Genomic DNA, 17,417 nt, shown 5'->3' with positions numbered 1-17,417 from the left:
CATTGAGGCCGGGGCATTTCCCCGTGACTCCCCCGACAACGCTGGGCCTGATTCAGAACAGGGCGGATTGCTCTTCCCTGAAATCTCCGAAGTTCTCCACGATGGCGACCTCGCGGGTCTTCAACTCGGCGGCATCCAGCAGGCGCACGGTGGTGCCTTCGCCGCTGTCTGCGAGGATGCTTTGCCCCAGCACGCCGCGGATGCGCAGATTCACGGTGTTCCCGCCCAGTGCCGTATTCCAGGCATGCAGCGCATGGGTATCCCAGGCGTCAACGACCGGGCGGGCGAAGGCCGGTTGTTTCCATAGCTCGTCGCGCAGCTGCACGCCGTAGGTCTCCAGACCCCGCTGGGCGCCAAGGAAGGCCCGGGTCCGGCTTGCCGCTTCGGAGTTGATCTGGTCCAGCTGGGCGTAGTCCAGTTCCCAGCTGGCCAGTCCCTTGATCTTGGACTTCTGCCGGACTTGCTGGCTCAGGCCCACGTGTTCAGTGACCAGGTCTTCGAGCACTCGAATAGCGGCGCCATCAGCGGCGCGGGCAACATAGCGGGCAATGACCGCTCCCTGCTGCGCCAAGCGAGTCCATTTGCTCTGGGTCGAGGTGGTACCGACCTTGGTCGCCCCATGGGCGAAGCTTGCGACATACAAGAAGTGCGGCTGCTCCAGGTACTTGCGCATGCCCTCCGGGGCTTCGCCGGTCTTGTGGAAATGATGCATGAACTTTGAATGATCCAGCCGGCGGCAGCGTTCGCACTGGGTTCCGGTACGCAGCGCTTTGTTCTTCGGGCAAGGCAAGGTGTTGCGAGAGCCATCGCTGTTCATCGTGATGTAGCCCAGGCAGAATTTCAGTTCGCCGATGCGCAGGCTTAGCGAACGGTTGGCTTCCAGGTATTCGGTGCTCCATTTTTCCGCTTGCCGAAGCCGGAGCATGGGGGCGTATTCATGCTCTGAGAAGCTGATGCCGTGGCAGAGCTGCCGGTGGTCGCTGGCGAATTCCATCGATGCCTTCCTCGAAGTTACCTCTTCAACGATAGTTCACCGGACATGGCCAGCTCCTGCAAGGCAGGTTGGCCGGCGCCTGCAGCCCGAAAGTTTGCTGGACGAATTCCCGATTCGTTCTGGCCTAATTCCTAGGAGAAGCCCTTAGGCTGGAACTGCACCGGAACCGTACCGCGGGCCGGACCATAATCTGCTGAGGTGATCCAGGATTTCTGTCCCATTTGATGACAAGACTCGTGCAGTGGCCATCGCAGCTGCCGAGACCGCCCCTTCGCCGGCCGAGCTGCAGCGATTGACGCAGGCTTTCCGCCATGATTTCCAGCGTTTCATGATGGAATACCAGTTTGCGGTGGACGAGGTGCTGACCAAGGTCTCGATCTTGCGTGAAGAGTTCTTGTATTTGCACAATTACAACCCAATTGAGCACGTCACTTCCCGGGTGAAAACTCCGGAGAGCATCATGCGCAAGGTCTCCCGCCGGAACATCTCCCCGTCCCTGCCTGCCATTCGCGAGAACATCAGCGACATTGCCGGCGTGCGCATTACCTGCAGTTTCGTCAAGGACATCTACAAGGTCCTGAACACGTTAACCTCGCAGAATGACCTGAAGGTCCTCCAAATCAAGGACTACATCAAGAACCCGAAGCCCAACGGCTATAAAAGTGTCCATGCGATCGTGCAGATCCCGGTCTACTTGTCCGATGGCCCGGTCGATGTCGTGGTGGAGCTGCAGATCCGTACCATTGCCCAGGATTTCTGGGCAAGCCTGGAACATAAGATCTTCTACAAGTACGAGGGCGAAGTTCCAGAACATCTAGTGCAAGAGCTTGCCGACGCGGCGGCCATGGCGACGAAACTCGACATGCAGATGCAGCGCTTGCATACCGAAGTCCACGGCCATGATGCCAATCAGGCACCGAGCCAAGAGGCGGATTTCGATACGACAGCGATCCAGGGGCTGCTGTCGCTGGCTCAGCAAGCCAAGGACGGGAACCAGGAGAAGGACTTGGATCACTAGCCGTTCATGGCCTCGAACGACAATGCTGCTTCGGGGCCGGAAACCAAAAAAGATCCTCGGCCGAAGCCGAGGATCTTTGATTTGGTAGCGGCGCCGGGACTCGATCCCGGGACCTCACGATTATGAGTCGTGCGCTCTAACCAGCTGAGCTACGCCGCCACAAGTGAGAAGCAATCCAGTAGAAGCCAAGAAAGCTTCTCACTCAGAGCCCCCTGCCGGAATCGATCCGGCGACCTCGTTCTTACCAAGAACGCGCTCTACCACTGAGCTAAGGGGGCAACGAGTAAATACTCTACACGGATTTCCCGGCAAAGAAAAATCGGCGGATCGCCCCGGAAAAGACCCGGAGAACTCTGCAAAACCACTAGTCAATGGCTATTTATCCCCTTACTCGCTACCCCCGGGGACGAAGGGTGGGACAAAAAGTGCCCTGGTGACGATGCTCACGGGAGTGCTCCTCGTGGTCAATCGCGGATTTGCCCGGGTGCGCAGGATAGAATCCCGCGGATCATCCCCGGTGGCCAAGCATCGAATTACCCCGCTTGGAACTTCGGAACGCTGACACCTTTTCCCACTCCAGAACCCCTGACCGAGCGGCACTTGGGCAACACCCGATCCACCTAGGCGCCCAGGCGCGGCTCCGGTGCCCGGCAGCTGGATCCCGGGCCGTGAACCGGGGTGCTGGAAACCGCCAGGAAGGCAACAGCTCCTTGCCGCCCATTCCGGTCTTGAGTAGGAATATTGTGACCTCAGCAACAAATTCCCGACGGATTTTGCAAACCTCAAAAACCTGTGTAAAGTATTTACCTGTTGCCCCCTTAGCTCAGTGGTAGAGCGCGTTCTTGGTAAGAACGAGGTCGCCGGATCGATTCCGGCAGGGGGCTCGAAATAAGAGAGGCAATCTGGTTCCAGATTGCCTCTCTTTTCGTTTATCCCGCAGATGCCGTGTAGCCACTGCGAGCATGGCCCAAGGCGCACCCCAAGCTGCAGCACCGGCTATCGGCCGCGTCTTGCGCCCCGGATTCCAGGTGCCCCCGGCAAGAGTCTCCGGCCAATGAAAAGCATCCTGGCCCGCCACAGCCGGCCCTTCCCACTTCCTTGATGTCAGGCCCTGACCACTGGGTTTGCGTTTTCTCCTCGCAAGCGTGCTAAGTTGTTCGCGACCACACGGGTGCCCTGGCAAGGGCTGAGATCGGGCTATCGCCGTCCGCGACCGTTGAACCTGTCCGGGTAATGCCGGCGAAGGAAGTGAGTTTCCCCAGTGGAACAAATTGAACAGCACCCTGCCCACACCCTTGCCTACCGTGAATCTGCGGGAATTTCTGTTCCCGTCACGCAGATCCAATTGGCAGACTCCCCCAATGGACAGCCCAACGAGCCGCTGGCGGTATATCGCACCAGCGGACCGGGAAGCGAGCCCACCCAAGGCCTGCAACCCTTCCGCGAGCGGTGGATCCTGGAACGCGGGGACGTGGAAACCTATGCAGGCCGCGAACGCAACCTGCACGACGACGGACGCTCAGCGGTCCGCCGCGGCACGGCCAGCGCGGAATGGGCCGGACGCTCAGCCCCGCCACTGCGGGCCGTTGGCGGAGCCCGCGTGACGCAGATGCACTATGCGCGTGCCGGGATCATCACCCCGGAAATGTGCTATGTGGCCCTGCGCGAGGAATGCGATGTCGAGCTGGTGCGCAGCGAGCTCGCGGCCGGGCGAGCCATCATCCCGGCGAACATCAACCACCCGGAATCCGAGCCGATGATCATCGGCAAGGCGTTCCTGGTCAAGATCAATGCGAATATCGGCAACTCGGCGGTGACCAGCTCCATCGCAGAAGAAGTCTCCAAGCTCCAGTGGGCGGCCAAATGGGGCGCGGACACGGTAATGGACCTGTCCACCGGAGATGACATCCACACCACCCGCGAGTGGATCATCCGCAACTCCCCGGTCCCCATCGGCACCGTGCCGATCTACCAGGCGTTGGAGAAGGTCAACGGCGAAGCCAACGAACTGACCTGGGAGATCTTCCGCGACACCGTCATTGAGCAGTGCGAGCAGGGCGTGGACTACATGACCATCCACGCCGGGGTGCTGCTGCGCTACATCCCGCTGACTGCCAACCGGGTCACCGGCATGGTCTCGCGTGGCGGGTCCATCATGGCCGGCTGGTGCTTGGCGCACCACCAGGAGAATTTCCTCTACACCCACTTCGATCAGTTGTGCGAGATCTTCGCGCAGTACGACGTGGCCTTCTCGCTGGGCGACGGGCTGCGCCCGGGCTCCATCGCAGATGCGAACGACGCCGCCCAGTTCGCCGAGCTGGACACCCTGGCCGAGCTGACCAAGCGCGCCTGGAAGTACGATGTGCAGGTGATGGTCGAAGGCCCGGGGCATATCCCGTTCCATCTGGTGCGCGAAAATGTGGAACGCCAGCAGCAGCTGTGCGACGGGGCGCCGTTCTATACCCTGGGCCCGCTGGTCACCGACATCGCCCCGGGCTACGACCACATCACCAGCGCCATTGGCGCCACGGAGATCGCCCGGTACGGGACCGCGATGCTCTGCTACGTCACTCCCAAGGAGCATCTGGGACTGCCCAACCGGGATGATGTGAAGACCGGGGTGATCACCTACAAGATCGCTGCGCACGCCGCCGATCTGGCCAAGGGCCACCCGGGCGCCACAGCGCGGGATGATGCGCTGAGCAAGGCGCGCTTCGAATTCCGCTGGAATGACCAGTTCGCGTTGTCCCTTGACCCGGTCACCGCACAGGAATTCCATGATGAGACCTTGCCGGCCGAGCCGGCCAAGACCGCCCACTTCTGCTCCATGTGCGGGCCGAAGTTCTGCTCCATGCGCATCTCCCAGGATATCCGCGACGAGTACGGCTCGGCCGAGGCGCAAGCCGCCCTGGCCGGGATGGCGCAGAAAAGCAGGCAGTTCCTGGAAAGCGGCGGCACGGTCTATCTCGGGGACGGGATCCCGGTGGGAACTCCTGCTCCGTAAATAGCCTGCGGCGCACGAAAAACGCCCTTGGGGCAAGCTTTCGGCTTGCCCCAAGGGCGTTATTCAATGCTGTTCAGCTGCGTGCGACAGGCTTAGTAGTCGCGACGTCCACCGCTGCGGCCCGAGTCGCTGAAGCGATCCTTGCCGCCGCGTCCGCCGCCGCCGAAACCGCCACGTCCGCCGCCGCGTCCGCCACCGAAACCGCCACGGCCGCCACTGCGTCCGCCGCCGAAGCCACCACCACGGCCGCCACGGAAGCCACCGCGGTCGCCTTCGTCGTCACGGCGCGGGCTGCGGCCATTGTCGAGCTCGAGCTCGATGGCTTCGCCGCCGATGCGGGTCTTGGACAGTGCACGCCACTGGTCCTTGCTCAGCTCTGCTGGCAACTCGACCAGGGTGTGGTCCGAACGGATCTCGATGCCGCCGATTTCCGAAGAATCGAAGCCGCCCTCGTTGGCCAGTGCGCCAACGATCGAGCCCGGCTGCACGCGGTTGCGTCGGCCTACGGCCAGACGGTACATGGCGTTGCCTTCGGCAGCGGTCTTGCGGGCACGTGGACCGCGATCGCCACGGTCACCGCGTTCGCTACGCTCGCCGCGCTCTGGGCGATCCATGCGTGCCTTCTTCGAAGGGGACATGACTGGTTCGGTCATCAGCAGCGGGCGGCCGCCCTGGGCCATCAGAGCCAGTGCAGCTGCAATTTCCAGCTGGTCCAGGTCTTCGTGCTCGGAAGCGAACTTCTCCACGATTTCGCGGAAGGTGGTCAGGTCCTGACCGCTGATGGTCTTGTCGATGCGATCGGTGAACTTCTGGATACGACGGTCGTTGACCGAATCCAGCGAAGGCAGCTGCATCTGGGTCACCGGCTGGCGGGTAGCCTTCTCGATGGCACGCAGCAAGTACTTCTCGCGCGGGGTCATGAACAGGATCGCGTCGCCCGAGCGGCCGGCACGGCCGGTACGGCCAATGCGGTGCACGTAGGACTCGGTGTCATGCGGGATGTCGAAGTTGATAACGTGCGAAATACGCTCAACGTCCAAGCCACGAGCTGCCACGTCGGTAGCAACCAGGATGTCGATCTTGCCCGAGCGCAGGTTCTCAACGGTGCGCTCACGCTGCTGCTGAGGGATGTCGCCGTTGATGGCAGCCGCGGTGAAGCCGCGGGCCTTCAGCTTGTCGGCCAGGTCCTCGGTAGCCATCTTGGTGCGGACGAAGGTGATAACGCCTTCGAACGACTCGGATTCCAGGATGCGGGTCATGGCGTCCAGCTTGTGGGCGCCCATGACCTGCAGGTAGCGCTGGGTGATGTTGGTGCCGGTGGACTGCTTGGACTTCACGGCAACTTCCTGCGGGTTGCGCAGGTATTCCGAAGCGATGCGGCGGATGGTGCGTGGCATGGTTGCCGAGAACAGGGCAACCTGCTTGTCCTCCGGGGTAGCTTCCAAGATCTTGTCGACCTCTTCGGCGAAGCCCATGCGCAGCATTTCGTCGGCCTCATCAAGGACAACGTACTGCAGGTTCGACAGGTCCAAGGAACCCTTGTTGATGTGGTCGATAACGCGACCTGGGGTACCAACGACTACCTGGGCGCCACGGCGCAAGCCGTTGAGCTGCGGGCCGTATGGCGAGCCGCCGTACACTGGCAGAACGGTGAAGTTCGGCAGGTACTTGGCGTAGGAAGTGAAGGCTTCGGCGACCTGGAGGGCCAGCTCGCGGGTTGGAGCCAGAACCAGGATCTGCGGGGTCTTGGCTGGACCATTGGTGTCAGCCAGCTCTGCCATGCGGGACAGGGCAGGAAGCGCGAAAGCAGCGGTCTTGCCGGTACCGGTCTGGGCCAGGCCGACAACGTCGCGGCCTTCGAGAAGCAGTGGAATGGTCGCTGCCTGGATTGGCGATGGCTTTTCGTAGCCAAGGTCGGCAAGCGATGCAAGCACGCGGGCATCCAGGCCAAGTTCGGAGAAGAGCACGGTTGGCTCTTCCGGGGTCTGGTTGTCGTCGGTGTTTACGGGCATGTCAGAAGACACGAAGAATTACCTCATTCGTTAGGGGATAGGCCTTGGCCGTCCCCAAAGAAACGACGTATAGGCTGCACAGTCAGATACAAGTCACGCTCATCAAGCGCTCCCCTATGACATAAAGACCCGCACACACTTTGCGGAAAATACAACACGAGAAGGCTCCGGCCTCAAAAATTGGGCTGGATGCGAGAGGGATACCCTGATGTTCGCGAACACTTAATGCTAGCTTGAACAGGCCACTATTGTCAGTGTCGAGAGCGTGTGAGATCGGGCACCGCACCAAAGCACGTAGGGTTGAGAACGTGAAGAAACCACTTTTTCCGCGACGTCCAGATGAGCCCACCCCAGGCGGATTGTTCATCGCCCAAATGCTATGGCTCCTAGCCGGAGTGCTTTTTCTCGGCTTCGGAGGCTTCCTGGCTTACGAGCATATCCAGGATTCCGCGCTGGATTTCGGAGCCATTGCGCTGATGATCTTTTTCGCCGCTGCCGGCCTTGCCTGCTGTGTGCTGGGTTACCGCTTATTCACCGGGGACCGGGCCGCGCGCGCCCAACTGTCCTGGTTGGGCCTGATTACCGCGCTGCCGCTGTTGCTGCGATTCGGCCGCTATTCGCTGCTGGCGGCCATCATCATGTTCAGCGTGGCCTTGATGTGGATGCCAGCGAGCAACAGGTATTTCAAGATCGTGGATCCCAAACCGGCCAAGCGCCGCCGGTAGCCGATCCGGAACTTCGTTCAAAGCACCAAGGACCTGGGTTCCGTTGCCCTTTGCGGGCAGCGGAACCCAGGTCCTTTGCGCTTGGTTCTTACAGGTTGGCGAAGGCCTTATCCAGGTCTTCAATCAAATCTGCCGGGTCTTCGATGCCAACGGACAGGCGCAACAGGTTCACCGGAACCGCCAGCTCGGTACCCTTCACCGAAGCGTGGGTCATCTCCGACGGGTAGTTCATCAGCGATTCGATGCCGCCCAGGGATTCTGCCAAGGTGAATAGCTTGGTGCTCTCGGCAATCTTGCGGGCCGCTGATTCTCCGCCGGTGAACTGGACGGACACCATGCCGCCGAAGCCGGACATCTGCTTCTTGGCAATCTCGTGGCCCGGGTGGTCTTCGAAGCCCGGGTAGAGCACGCGCTCGACTTCGCTGCGCTCACGCAGCCACCCGGCAACCTGTGCGGCGTTCTCCGAGTGGGCGCGCATGCGAACGCCCAGGGTCTTCAGGCCGCGGGTGGTCAAGAAGGCGTCCATCGGGCCCGAGACGGCACCCACAGCGAACTGGATGAAGCCGATCTTTTCTGCCAGCTGCGCATCCTTGACGATCACCGCACCGCCCACCACATCGGAGTGGCCGCCAATGTACTTGGTGGTCGAGTGGACCACGATGTCAGCACCCAGGGTCAGCGGCTGCTGCAGGAATGGGCTGGCGAAGGTGTTGTCCACGACCAGCAATGCTCCGGCGGCGTGGGCAATCTGCGCGACCTTGGCGATGTCGGTGATGGTCATCATCGGGTTCGAAGGGGTCTCAACCCACACCAGCTTGGCCTTGTTCTTTTCGATAGCGGCAGCCAGCGCTGCTTCATCAGCCATGTTCACCGGGGTGTTGCCGATGCCCCAGTCGCCCAGCACGCGGTCAATCAGGCGGAAGGTTCCACCGTAGGCGTCGTTGCCCAGCACAATGTGATCGCCCGGACGCAGGATCGCACGGATCAGCGAATCCTCGGCGGCCAGGCCGGAGCTGAAGGAGAAGGCGTGGGTGCCGAATTCTGCGCCGGCCAGCTGCGCCTGCAGCGCGTCGCGGGTCGGGTTGGTGCCGCGGCCGTACTCGTATCCGTGGCGCAGGCCGCCAATGCCGTCCTGCGCGTAGGTCGAGGAGAAGTGCAGCGGCGGAACTACCGCGCCGGTGACCGGTTCGAATTCCTGGCCCGCATGGACAAAGCGGGTGTTTGCTCCCTGGTGGTTTTCAGTCATCGATATCAATCCTTTGAGGTGTTGTCTCTAGCGGGTGGAGTAGGCCAAGAGATCGGCTGCGGTAGCCGCGGCGATCACTTCGCCGCCCTTGGTCAGCAGTACGGCCGGGTGGCTCTTGAGCAGTTCCTGTGCATGTTCCGGGGTGTCTGCGGTGCCGATGAATGGCTTGGCCAAGTCGCCCAGGTCTGCCAGCGTACTGGTTGGTTCTGCGCCAGCCAGCAGTGCGTCGGTGATGTCCCCCGCGCCAATGACACCGCGGATCTCGCCGATACGCGCTGGCAGCGGCGAGGTCGACACGACCAATGCGTCATCGCCCTGCTCGCGCAGTGCCTTGGCCGCTTCGGCCAGGGTGGTATCCAAAGCCACCGTGGTGGTGCCCTGCTTGGCAAGTGCCGCGCCGATGAAGTCCAAGGCGGAGTATTCATCGGTGGTGAAGCCCTGGTCCAGCATCCACTGGTCGTTGAAGATCTTGGCCAGGTAGCCGCGGCCGCCATCCGGGGCGATCACGACAACTATGTCGTCTTCGCCCAGGTCCTTGGCTGCACGCAGCGCGGCGACCACTGCCATGCCCGAAGAACCGCCCAGCAGCAGGCCTTCTTCCTTGGCCAACCGGCGGGTCATTTCAAAAGCCTCAGCGTCGGTGACTGGTTCCACGGCATCCGGCACGGATGGGTCGTAGTTCCCTGGCCACATATCTTCACCGACGCCCTCGACGAAGTATGGGCGTCCGGTGCCACCGGAGTAGACCGAGCCATCCGGGTCAGCGGCAATGATCATGACCGGGCCCGAGGCGCGGCCGGCGGAAACCTGCTTGAGGTAGCGTCCGGTGCCGGTGATGGTGCCGCCGGTTCCTGCGCTGATGACCGCATGGGTCAGCTTGCCGTCGGTGTCGTTCCAGAGTTCCGGTCCGGTGGTTTCGAAGTGGCTGTCGGGTGCTGCCGGGTTGGAGAACTGGTCGGGCTTGTAGGCGCCGTCGATCTCGGTAACCAGGCGGTCCGATACGCCGTAGTAGGACTGAGGGGAATCCGGGGCCACCGCGGTTGGGGTGACTACTACCTTGGCACCGTAGGCGCGCAGTACGTCGCGCTTTTCCTCGCCGACCTTATCCGGGGTGACGAAGATGGTGTTGTAGCCCTTGAGCTGGCCCACCATGGCCAAGCCGACACCGGTGTTGCCGCTGGTTGGTTCCACGATGGTTCCGCCGGGCTTGAGCTGGCCGGATTCTTCGGCGCGCTCGACCATCTTCAATGCGATGCGGTCCTTGATGGAACCACCCGGATTCAAGTATTCAAGCTTCACCAATACAGTGGCTTTGATCCCCTCGGTGACTCGATTGAGCTTCACCAAAGGGGTATTGCCGATCAGATCTAGGACTGTGGACGCATACTTCATGTCAAGAACTTTACCGGCGGTTGTCATACATGTCGTTCCGGCACGTAGCGAAACGTCACGCAGTGGACGGGCACTTTTCATCAGTGCTAGGCAAGCCTGCCGCCAGCTACTGCAGGCACGAGGCTATAGGATGCGATTCATGGAGAAGCCGTTGAGCGCCGATTACGATCCGCACCGCCCCGTGTCCTTGCTCAAGACTTTGGGAATCCTGCGCCGGGGACTGGGAGATCCGACCATCCGCCTGTCCCGGAGCGAAGCATGGCTGGCCTTTGGAACACCGTTCGGAGATGCCACGCTGCAAATCAGCAAGCCCGCACCCACCGCCCCGGCAACGTTTCGAGCATGGGGTCCCGGAGCCCACTGGGCCATCGGCTCAGCTCCGAACCTTCTAGGGGCGCTCGATGACTGGAGCGATTTCGACGCGAGGATCAAAGAAGGGCAGTTCCCCGAAATTATCGCGCGCACCCGCTCGTTGCATCCGGACTTCGTTCTGCCCAGCACCGGCAGGATCTTTGAGCACGCCGCCGGGGCGATCTTGGAACAGCGGGTGACCGGTATTGAAGCGAATTATGCCTGGCGCTGGCTGATCCGCCACCTGGGACAGCGGGCTCCGGGTCCGGCTCCCGAGGGCCTGATGATTTTCCCCGGACCGCAAAAGGTAGCCTCGATGAGGCGCTGGGACTGGCAAAAGGCGCGCGTTGAAGGACAGCGGGCTAACACCATGGCACGCCTGCTGCAGGTTGCCGGCAGTTTGCAGTGGTGGGCAGAGAAGCCAATGGACCATGCACGGCCCACCGCCAAGGCTCCGGGCACCTTGGAAGCCGCCTTGGGTTCGGTGCCGGGCATTGGTCCCTGGACAATTGCCGAAACCCTGCAGCGCTCCCACGGATCCAGTGACCATATTTCGGTGGGAGATTTCCATCTGGCTGATTTCGTGGGCCAGGTGCTTACCGGTTCCCGAATCAGCGATGGGCAGATGCTGGAGCTATTGGCGCCATACGCCCCGCACCGTCAACGCGTAGTGCGCTTGCTGGTGCTTTCGGGGCAGAAAAAACAAAGCTTCGGGCCCCGTTACGCACCGCTGGATCACCGGCGGAGGTAAGGAGCCCGAAGCCTCAAATGGTTCTTAGGAATCAGCCTGCGCGGCTTCCTCGGCGATCTGCTTGTGCACTTCGCTCATGTCAATGCCCTTGACCGCGGTGACGAGATCTTCGAGCTGGGTCTGGTTCAACGCACCAGCCTGCGAGAACACGAGGACCTGTTCGCGGAACGCCATGATGGTAGGAATCGAGGTCACGTTAGCTGCACGTGCCAGGCCCTGCTCAGCTTCGGTATCCACCTTGGCAAAAACGACGTCGCTGAACTTGTCCGAGGTCTGGTCGTAAACCGGTGCAAACTGCTTGCACGGCCCGCACCAGTCAGCCCAGAAGTCCACGAGGACGATGTCGTTGTCTTCAATCAACTTCGCGAAGTCGTCTTCGCTCACATTTTTCGTTGCCATGGTTATACGGTAGCCGATCCTTATTTGAAATACGTAGAAAGGTGATCTTGTTCGGAACCGGGAATAGGAAAGATCCGGGTTGCCGTGCATTCCTTCCGCATGCAAAAAACTCCCGGATCCTGGGATCCGGGAGTTATTTTGTGGCAGATACTGGATTCGAACCAGTGAAGGCGTTGCCAGCTGATTTACAGTCAGCCCCCTTTGGCCACTCGGGTAATCTGCCGAGTACGTTCGCTTCAAGAACATTTGCTCTTGTCGGAACGAGAAATAACTCTACAGGAGTTTTTCGATGTTGTGAAATCGAGAGGGGCATTTTTGCTGTAAGCCTGATCACACCCCAAATCCAGGGGGTAAAACCGGTAGGCTATGAAGCGAATCAGACCCGTTTCAACTAGGAGTATTCACATGGCTAGTGATTCCACATTCGACGTCGTAAGCAAGGTTGATAGCCAGGAAGTCGCCAACGCGATGAACCAGGCCCAGAAGGAAATTGCCCAGCGCTACGACTTCAAGGGCGTTGGCGCTGAAGTTGATTTCAGCGGCGAGAAGATCCTGATGAAGGCCAACTCGGAAGAGCGCGTCAACGCAGTACTGGATGTTTTCCAGTCCAAGCTGGTCAAGCGCGGCATTTCCCTAAAGTCTTTGGATGCCGGCGAGCCATTTGCATCCGGCAAGGAATACCGCATCGAGGCAAGCATCAAGGAGGGCATTGCCCAGGATGTCGCCAAGAAGATCAACAAGCTGATTCGCGATGAGGCGCCTAAGGGCATCAAGTCAACCATTCAGGGTGACGAGCTGCGCGTCTCTTCCAAGTCCCGCGATGACCTGCAGGCCACCATGGCTCTGCTGCGCGACTTCGAAGAAGCGGATCTGCAGTTCGTGAACTTCCGCTAGGACTGACCCAGCGTTAGAAATCGCGTGATACACAGCGAGGGCTGTTTCCCATTCATCATGGGAAGCAGCCCTCGCTGCTATTCTGCGCACCACTGGAGCATGGACCCGGGAAGGATCAGCGCTCATCCTCGTCGCGTTTCTGCTTCTTCAGCCACTTTGCTTCTTCGCGGGCCTTCTTCGCGTAGTACTGTTCACGAGTCCTTTCCCTGGCCCGCCGCTTGATATCAGCAACATCATCAGCGAAGTGGTCCTTGGTCATGGCTTTGAATTCATGGAACTTCGCGGCCATTTCTTCCGGCGAAGGGCCCGGCACCCATGGTTTGATCCAGAGGATCTCAGCGGCGTTGCATGCGGCAACGAGCACTGTCACAAAACTGCTGTCACGCAATGAGCTGGTAACCGCATAGGACGCAGCAAAGCTGACCATGATGGACACCACGAATGGAAGGACGACGTACAGCACTCCCCCGGGGTTGGGACGGCGTTCTTTCAGGACAATCGGTCGAACGATGATGGCGCCGAGGATTTCCGAGAGGAGATACGAGATCGCCAGCGCGATAGCGAATGTGCCGAAAGCAGTGTCGAGGGCAATCCATGATGAGCAAATCCAGGCCACAAGCAGGCAAGCCAATCCTTTGACCGTTCCGGTGGCCAGTTGACCGGCTATGGCATCCCCAAGCCTGGGCAGAAGTGCCGCGTCGTCGTCTCGCATCCTTGCTCCTTGCTCCTTGCTCCTTGCTCCTTGCTCCTTGCTCCTTGCTCCATCATCAGACGGCAGAGAGTCTTCTCTTCGGTGCCGCTACGATCAGCCTATCTTTGCTTGACTAGGACAGACAAAGATCTTCGCCTCATCCTTTAGTAGGAGGGTAGATAACTAACAGTTCAACGGGAAAGGCCCGAAACAAGCTAAAGGCCGCATCTCCATATGAGATGCGGCCTTAAGCCCAGGAGCTGCTTTGCACTTAGTATCCGCGTCCGCCAGCCATCGCTTCAAGCCGTGCGATGCGATCCTCCATTGGCGGGTGAGTGGAGAACATGCGCTTGAGGCGCGAGCCGAATGGATTGGCGATCATCAGGTGCGAGCTGTTGACAAGCTTCTGGTCATTGGAAGCCAGCGGAGCCTGCGTAATCCCCGATTCCAGTTTCCGAAGCGCGCTCGCCAAAGCCAGCGGATCATTGGTCAGCTTGGCTCCGTCCTCGTCTGCATCATATTCGCGGGTGCGGCTCACGGCCATCTGTATGATCGACGCTGCCAGTGGCGCCAGCAGGGAAAGGGCAATCAAGGCGATCGGATTCACCCCGCGGTTGTCATTGCTGTTGCCGCCGCCGAAGAACATCAGAAACTGGGCAACGGAGGTGATGACACCCGCAACCGCGGCGGCGACCGAAGAAGTGAGGATGTCCCGGTTGTAGACATGCATCAGCTCGTGGCCCAGCACCCCGCGCAATTCGCGTTCGTTCAGCAACTGCAGGATGCCTTCGGTGCAGCACACCGCCGAATTCTGCGGGTTGCGGCCGGTGGCAAAGGCATTCGGCGAAGTGGTTGGCGAAACGTACAGTCGCGGCATCGGTTGCTGCGCGTTCATCGACAGCTCACGCACGATTCGGTACATTCCCGGCTGTTCCGCTTCGCTGACCGGGTAGGCGTGCATCGAGCGCAGAGCCAGCTTGTCGCTATTCCAATAGCTGTAGGCAGTAGTTCCGAGGCCGATCAAGGCAAATATCCAAATGAACATTGAACGGCCGGTGCCCGCAGATATCAGCGAGCCAATGGCCAGCAGCAGGGCAAACATTCCGCCCATCAAAAAGGCGGTTTTGAGTCCGTTGTTATGTCCATGCACGGCGATGCACTCCCTCAATGAAGCAAACCAAGTTGGTGTTCTCTAGTCTAGTCAACGACTGGAATTCTATTTATGTTCCGGTGAAAATATCACAGTGCCGCGTGCAATGGCAGGCACCGCCGGCCCTGGGGAATATCCAGACGGCGGGAACGTTGTAGTTTTAAGATGCGGTTCCACAACTTGTTTCCCGGTGGGCCGCTCCCTTGATCCATTTTGTTTCTGAAAGTGTGCGCCCTGCATGTCCGTAAGTACCGCTAAACCGATCCGTTCAGAACATAGCTACGGACTGATCCAAGGCACCGCCGCGTACCTGATTTGGGGCATGCTCCCGGCTTACTTCCTATTGCTGCCTGACATCTCGGCCTTCGAATTCGTTGGCGTTCGCGTGATCTTCTCGCTGGTTTTCTGCCTGCTGCTGCTGGCGTTCACGCGCCAGGTCAAGCAGTTCCTTGCGATGTTCAAGGATTCCAAGACCATCTGGCAGTTGGGACTGGCTAGTGTTCTGATTGCAGCTAACTGGACTCTCTATGCACTGGCGGTCTTGACCGGACATGTGCTGGAAGCCTCGCTGGGCTACTTCATCAACCCAATTGTGGCAATCCTTCTGGGTGTCGTCGTCCTGAAAGAAAAATTGCGTCGGCTGCAATGGATCGCTGTTGCCATAGCCACCGTTGCTGTACTTGTCTTGACGATCGGCTTGGGACAGGTCCCTTGGATTTCCCTCGGCTTGGCTTTCTCCTTTGGCTTCTATGGCCTGGTGAAGAACAAAGTGGGCCAAAGCGGAACTGCGCTGGGGTCCTTGACCATTGAAACCGTCTGGCTGACCCCGTTGGCCATCGGCTATCTGGTTTGGCTGGCCGTTGACGGGAAGTCTGCGCTGTTCTCGGCTGATGTTCCTGGCCTCTCGCTTTTGGCAGCGAGCGGCATCATCACCGCCGTTCCGCTCTTGCTCTTCGGGGGCGCGGCTCGCCGCCTGCCTTTGAGCACCTTGGGCTCATTGCAATTCCTCGCCCCGCTCTTGCAGTTCATCCTGGGCCTGCTGGTCTTTGGCGAGCACATGCCATTCGAACGCTGGGTTGGTTTCGCCTTGGTATGGGTTGCGGTGCTCTTCGTGCTCGTGGACATGATGCGAACTCCACGCATTGGCTCCATGCCGGAACCGAAAAAGTTGGTCTGAACGCCCGGTCGCACTCACCGCCGATACGGCGAATGCCTCGAATCTCCCGTGGGAGGTTCGAGGCATTCGCCGTTTAGGACCAGTTTTGAGCTACTTAGGCGACAGCCTTGCGGATCGCATCTTCCAATACGTTGAATGCATCTTCGAGCAGCTCGTCGCCGATCACCAGCGGAGGCAAGAGGCGAACCACGTTGCCGTAGGTGCCGCAGGTGAGGATCAAGACGCCCTGGGCCAGGCATTCGGCTGCGATGGCCTTGGTCAGCTCGGCGTCCGGCTCCTTGCCACCAGCCTTGACGAATTCCATTGCGACCATGCCGCCACGGCCACGGATGTCGCCCAGTTCCTTGATGTCCTTCTGCAGCGCACCGAAGCGGGTGAAGAACTTCTCTTCGATCTCGCGGGCGCGGCCCGCCAAGTTCTGCTCTTCCATGAACTTGATGGATTCCAGAGCCGCGGCCACAGCAACCGGGTTGCCGCCGTAGGTGCCGCCCAGGCCGCCACCGTGCACCGAATCCAGCAGTTCGGCACGGCCGATAATGCCAGACAGCGGCATGCCGCCGGCGATGCCCTTGGCCAGGGTGATGATGTCAGGCTCAATGCCTTCGATGTCCGAGGCGAACCAGGCACCGGAGCGTGCGAAGCCTGCCTGGACTTCGTCGGCAACGAAGACAATGCCGTTTTCCTTGGCCCATTCGGCGATGCGCGGCAGGAAGCCGGTGGCCGGAACGATGAAGCCGCCCTCGCCCTGGATCGGCTCGATGATGATCGCAGCGATCTGGTCGCCGCCGATCTGCTTTTCCATGGCCAGGATCGCGCGCTCGGCTGCTTCCTTGCCGGAGATGTTCGGGTTCTCTTCGCGGTATGGGTAGCTCATTGGCATGCGGTAGATCTCCGGTGCCAGTGGGCCGAAGCCGCGCTTGTATGGGGCGGCCTTGGCGGTCAAGCCCATGGTGAGGTTGGTGCGGCCATGGTAGGCGTGGTCGAAGGCGACTACTGCCTGGCGGCCGGTGGCAATGCGGGCTACCTTGATGGCGTTCTCTACCGCTTCGGCACCGGAGTTGAAGAAGACTGCACGCTTCTCGAAGTTGCCCGGAGTGATGGCAGCCAGCTTCTCGGCTAGCTCGATGTAGTTCTCGTACGGAGCGACCATGAAGCAGGTGTGGGTGAAGCGCGCGGCCTGTTCGGCGACGGCTTTGGCTACTGCCTGATTCGAGGCGCCAATGGTCGTTACGGCGATGCCGGAGCCCAGGTCAATCAGCTGGTTGCCATCGACATCGACAATGATGCCGCCATCAACCTCTGCCGCGTACACCGGCAGGCTGGAAGCTACGCCGGCAGCAACTGCTTTGGCTCGGCGTGCGGTCAGTTCCTGCGACTTCGGGCCGGGGAACGGACCATTGATCTTGCGCTTCTGGTCAATGCGGTAGGTAACGTCCATGTGATTGTCCTTCCATAACTTATTCGTGAGCTCACTGGCCCTGTTGTCTCTATAACTAGAGAGTATTCTCCCGGCTGCCCGGCCACTACGCGGATCGGCACAACACGTTTCGTGTCGCATAGTGCATCTGCACAGGAAAAGGCCTCTTCATTCCAAGCCGGGGCTTGAAACGAAG

Annotated in this window: 14 protein-coding genes, 4 tRNA genes and 1 riboswitch; of the genes, 7 read left to right on the top strand and 11 right to left on the bottom strand. The window is 60.3% G+C overall.

Translation table 11 applies throughout. The features are described 5' to 3' along the window. Positions 1–52: 52 nt before the first annotated feature. Positions 53–994, bottom strand: a complete 942-nt coding sequence (locus tag EDF61_RS06560) for a DUF2797 domain-containing protein (protein WP_286172134.1) — start codon at positions 992–994, stop codon at positions 53–55. 241 nt (positions 995–1,235) lie between these two features. On the opposite strand from EDF61_RS06560, the gene EDF61_RS06555 reads away from it, so the two are divergent. Continuing rightward, positions 1,236–2,012: a GTP pyrophosphokinase gene (locus tag EDF61_RS06555; RefSeq protein ID WP_286134123.1), complete on the top strand. Its 777-nt coding sequence runs from the start codon at positions 1,236–1,238 to the stop codon at positions 2,010–2,012. A gap of 82 nt (positions 2,013–2,094) precedes the next feature. Here EDF61_RS06555 and EDF61_RS06550 read toward each other — a convergent pair. Both EDF61_RS06550 and EDF61_RS06545 read right to left on the bottom strand, forming a co-directional pair. Continuing rightward, a tRNA-Met gene (locus EDF61_RS06550) sits at positions 2,095–2,171 on the bottom strand. 47 nt (positions 2,172–2,218) lie between these two features. Then, positions 2,219–2,290 (bottom strand) — tRNA-Thr (locus tag EDF61_RS06545). Positions 2,291–2,824: 534 nt separating this feature from the next. Here EDF61_RS06545 and EDF61_RS06540 point away from each other — a divergent pair. Together EDF61_RS06540 and thiC are read left to right on the top strand one after the other, a co-directional pair. Further along, positions 2,825–2,896, top strand: a tRNA-Thr gene (locus EDF61_RS06540). Positions 2,897–3,169: 273 nt separating this feature from the next. Next, positions 3,170–3,277: riboswitch (TPP riboswitch) on the top strand. Next, positions 3,274–5,016 carry a phosphomethylpyrimidine synthase ThiC gene (gene thiC / locus EDF61_RS06535; RefSeq protein ID WP_133833605.1) on the top strand — a complete coding sequence of 581 codons (1,743 nt, stop codon included), beginning with the start codon at positions 3,274–3,276 and terminating at the stop codon, positions 5,014–5,016. Its footprint overlaps the riboswitch before it by 4 nt. Positions 5,017–5,108: 92 nt before the next feature. Here thiC and EDF61_RS06530 read toward each other — a convergent pair whose 3' ends face one another. After that, positions 5,109–7,028, bottom strand: a complete 1,920-nt coding sequence (locus EDF61_RS06530; RefSeq protein ID WP_105662540.1) for a DEAD/DEAH box helicase — start codon at positions 7,026–7,028, stop codon at positions 5,109–5,111. A gap of 308 nt (positions 7,029–7,336) precedes the next feature. On the opposite strand from EDF61_RS06530, the gene EDF61_RS06525 reads away from it, so the two are divergent. After that, positions 7,337–7,753 (top strand): hypothetical protein, encoded by a 417-nt coding sequence (locus EDF61_RS06525; protein ID WP_133833604.1) that lies wholly within the window; start codon positions 7,337–7,339, stop codon positions 7,751–7,753. 88 nt (positions 7,754–7,841) lie between these two features. On the opposite strand, the gene EDF61_RS06520 is transcribed toward EDF61_RS06525, so the two are convergent. Together EDF61_RS06520 and EDF61_RS06515 are read right to left on the bottom strand one after the other, a co-directional pair. Next, positions 7,842–8,999 (bottom strand): cystathionine gamma-synthase, encoded by a 1,158-nt coding sequence (locus tag EDF61_RS06520; RefSeq protein WP_133833603.1) that lies wholly within the window; start codon positions 8,997–8,999, stop codon positions 7,842–7,844. A gap of 27 nt (positions 9,000–9,026) precedes the next feature. Beyond that, positions 9,027–10,391: a pyridoxal-phosphate dependent enzyme gene (locus EDF61_RS06515; protein WP_133833602.1), complete on the bottom strand. Its 1,365-nt coding sequence runs from the start codon at positions 10,389–10,391 to the stop codon at positions 9,027–9,029. Positions 10,392–10,530: 139 nt separating this feature from the next. Here EDF61_RS06515 and EDF61_RS06510 point away from each other — a divergent pair, with 139 nt between their 5' ends. Continuing rightward, complete coding sequence (locus tag EDF61_RS06510; RefSeq protein ID WP_133833601.1) at positions 10,531–11,493, top strand: DNA-3-methyladenine glycosylase family protein; 963 nt, start codon at positions 10,531–10,533, stop codon at positions 11,491–11,493. Positions 11,494–11,517: 24 nt separating this feature from the next. Here EDF61_RS06510 and trxA read toward each other — a convergent pair whose 3' ends face one another. Further along, positions 11,518–11,892: a thioredoxin gene (gene trxA / locus EDF61_RS06505; protein ID WP_105656896.1), complete on the bottom strand. Its 375-nt coding sequence runs from the start codon at positions 11,890–11,892 to the stop codon at positions 11,518–11,520. A 141-nt stretch (positions 11,893–12,033) separates the two neighbouring features. Beyond that, positions 12,034–12,115 (bottom strand) — tRNA-Tyr (locus EDF61_RS06500). 182 nt (positions 12,116–12,297) lie between these two features. Between EDF61_RS06500 and EDF61_RS06495 the strand changes: the two genes are divergently transcribed. Beyond that, complete coding sequence (locus EDF61_RS06495; RefSeq protein ID WP_105656897.1) at positions 12,298–12,786, top strand: YajQ family cyclic di-GMP-binding protein; 489 nt, start codon at positions 12,298–12,300, stop codon at positions 12,784–12,786. A gap of 115 nt (positions 12,787–12,901) precedes the next feature. Here EDF61_RS06495 and EDF61_RS06490 read toward each other — a convergent pair whose 3' ends face one another. Both EDF61_RS06490 and htpX read right to left on the bottom strand, forming a co-directional pair. Then, positions 12,902–13,498 carry a hypothetical protein gene (locus EDF61_RS06490; RefSeq protein ID WP_133833600.1) on the bottom strand — a complete coding sequence of 199 codons (597 nt, stop codon included), beginning with the start codon at positions 13,496–13,498 and terminating at the stop codon, positions 12,902–12,904. 250 nt (positions 13,499–13,748) lie between these two features. Next, on the bottom strand, positions 13,749–14,627 hold the full coding sequence (gene htpX, locus EDF61_RS06485; protein ID WP_105656899.1) for a zinc metalloprotease HtpX: 879 nt from the start codon (positions 14,625–14,627) through the stop codon (positions 13,749–13,751). Between the two features lie 238 nt (positions 14,628–14,865). Between htpX and rarD the strand changes: the two genes are divergently transcribed. After that, the gene (gene rarD, locus EDF61_RS06480; protein WP_105656900.1) at positions 14,866–15,804 is read left to right on the top strand and encodes an EamA family transporter RarD; all 939 of its coding nucleotides are present in this window, start codon (positions 14,866–14,868) and stop codon (positions 15,802–15,804) included. Between the two features lie 94 nt (positions 15,805–15,898). Here rarD and gabT read toward each other — a convergent pair whose 3' ends face one another. Then, entirely contained in the window at positions 15,899–17,242 is a 1,344-nt protein-coding gene (gabT, locus tag EDF61_RS06475) for a 4-aminobutyrate--2-oxoglutarate transaminase (RefSeq protein WP_133833599.1), read from the bottom strand. Positions 17,243–17,417: the final 175 nt, after the last annotated feature.

The sequence above is a fragment of the Arthrobacter sp. JUb115 genome (assembly GCF_004365035.1).
GTDB lineage: Bacteria > Actinomycetota > Actinomycetes > Actinomycetales > Micrococcaceae > Glutamicibacter.
This window is presented reverse-complemented; position numbering and strand designations above follow the sequence as displayed.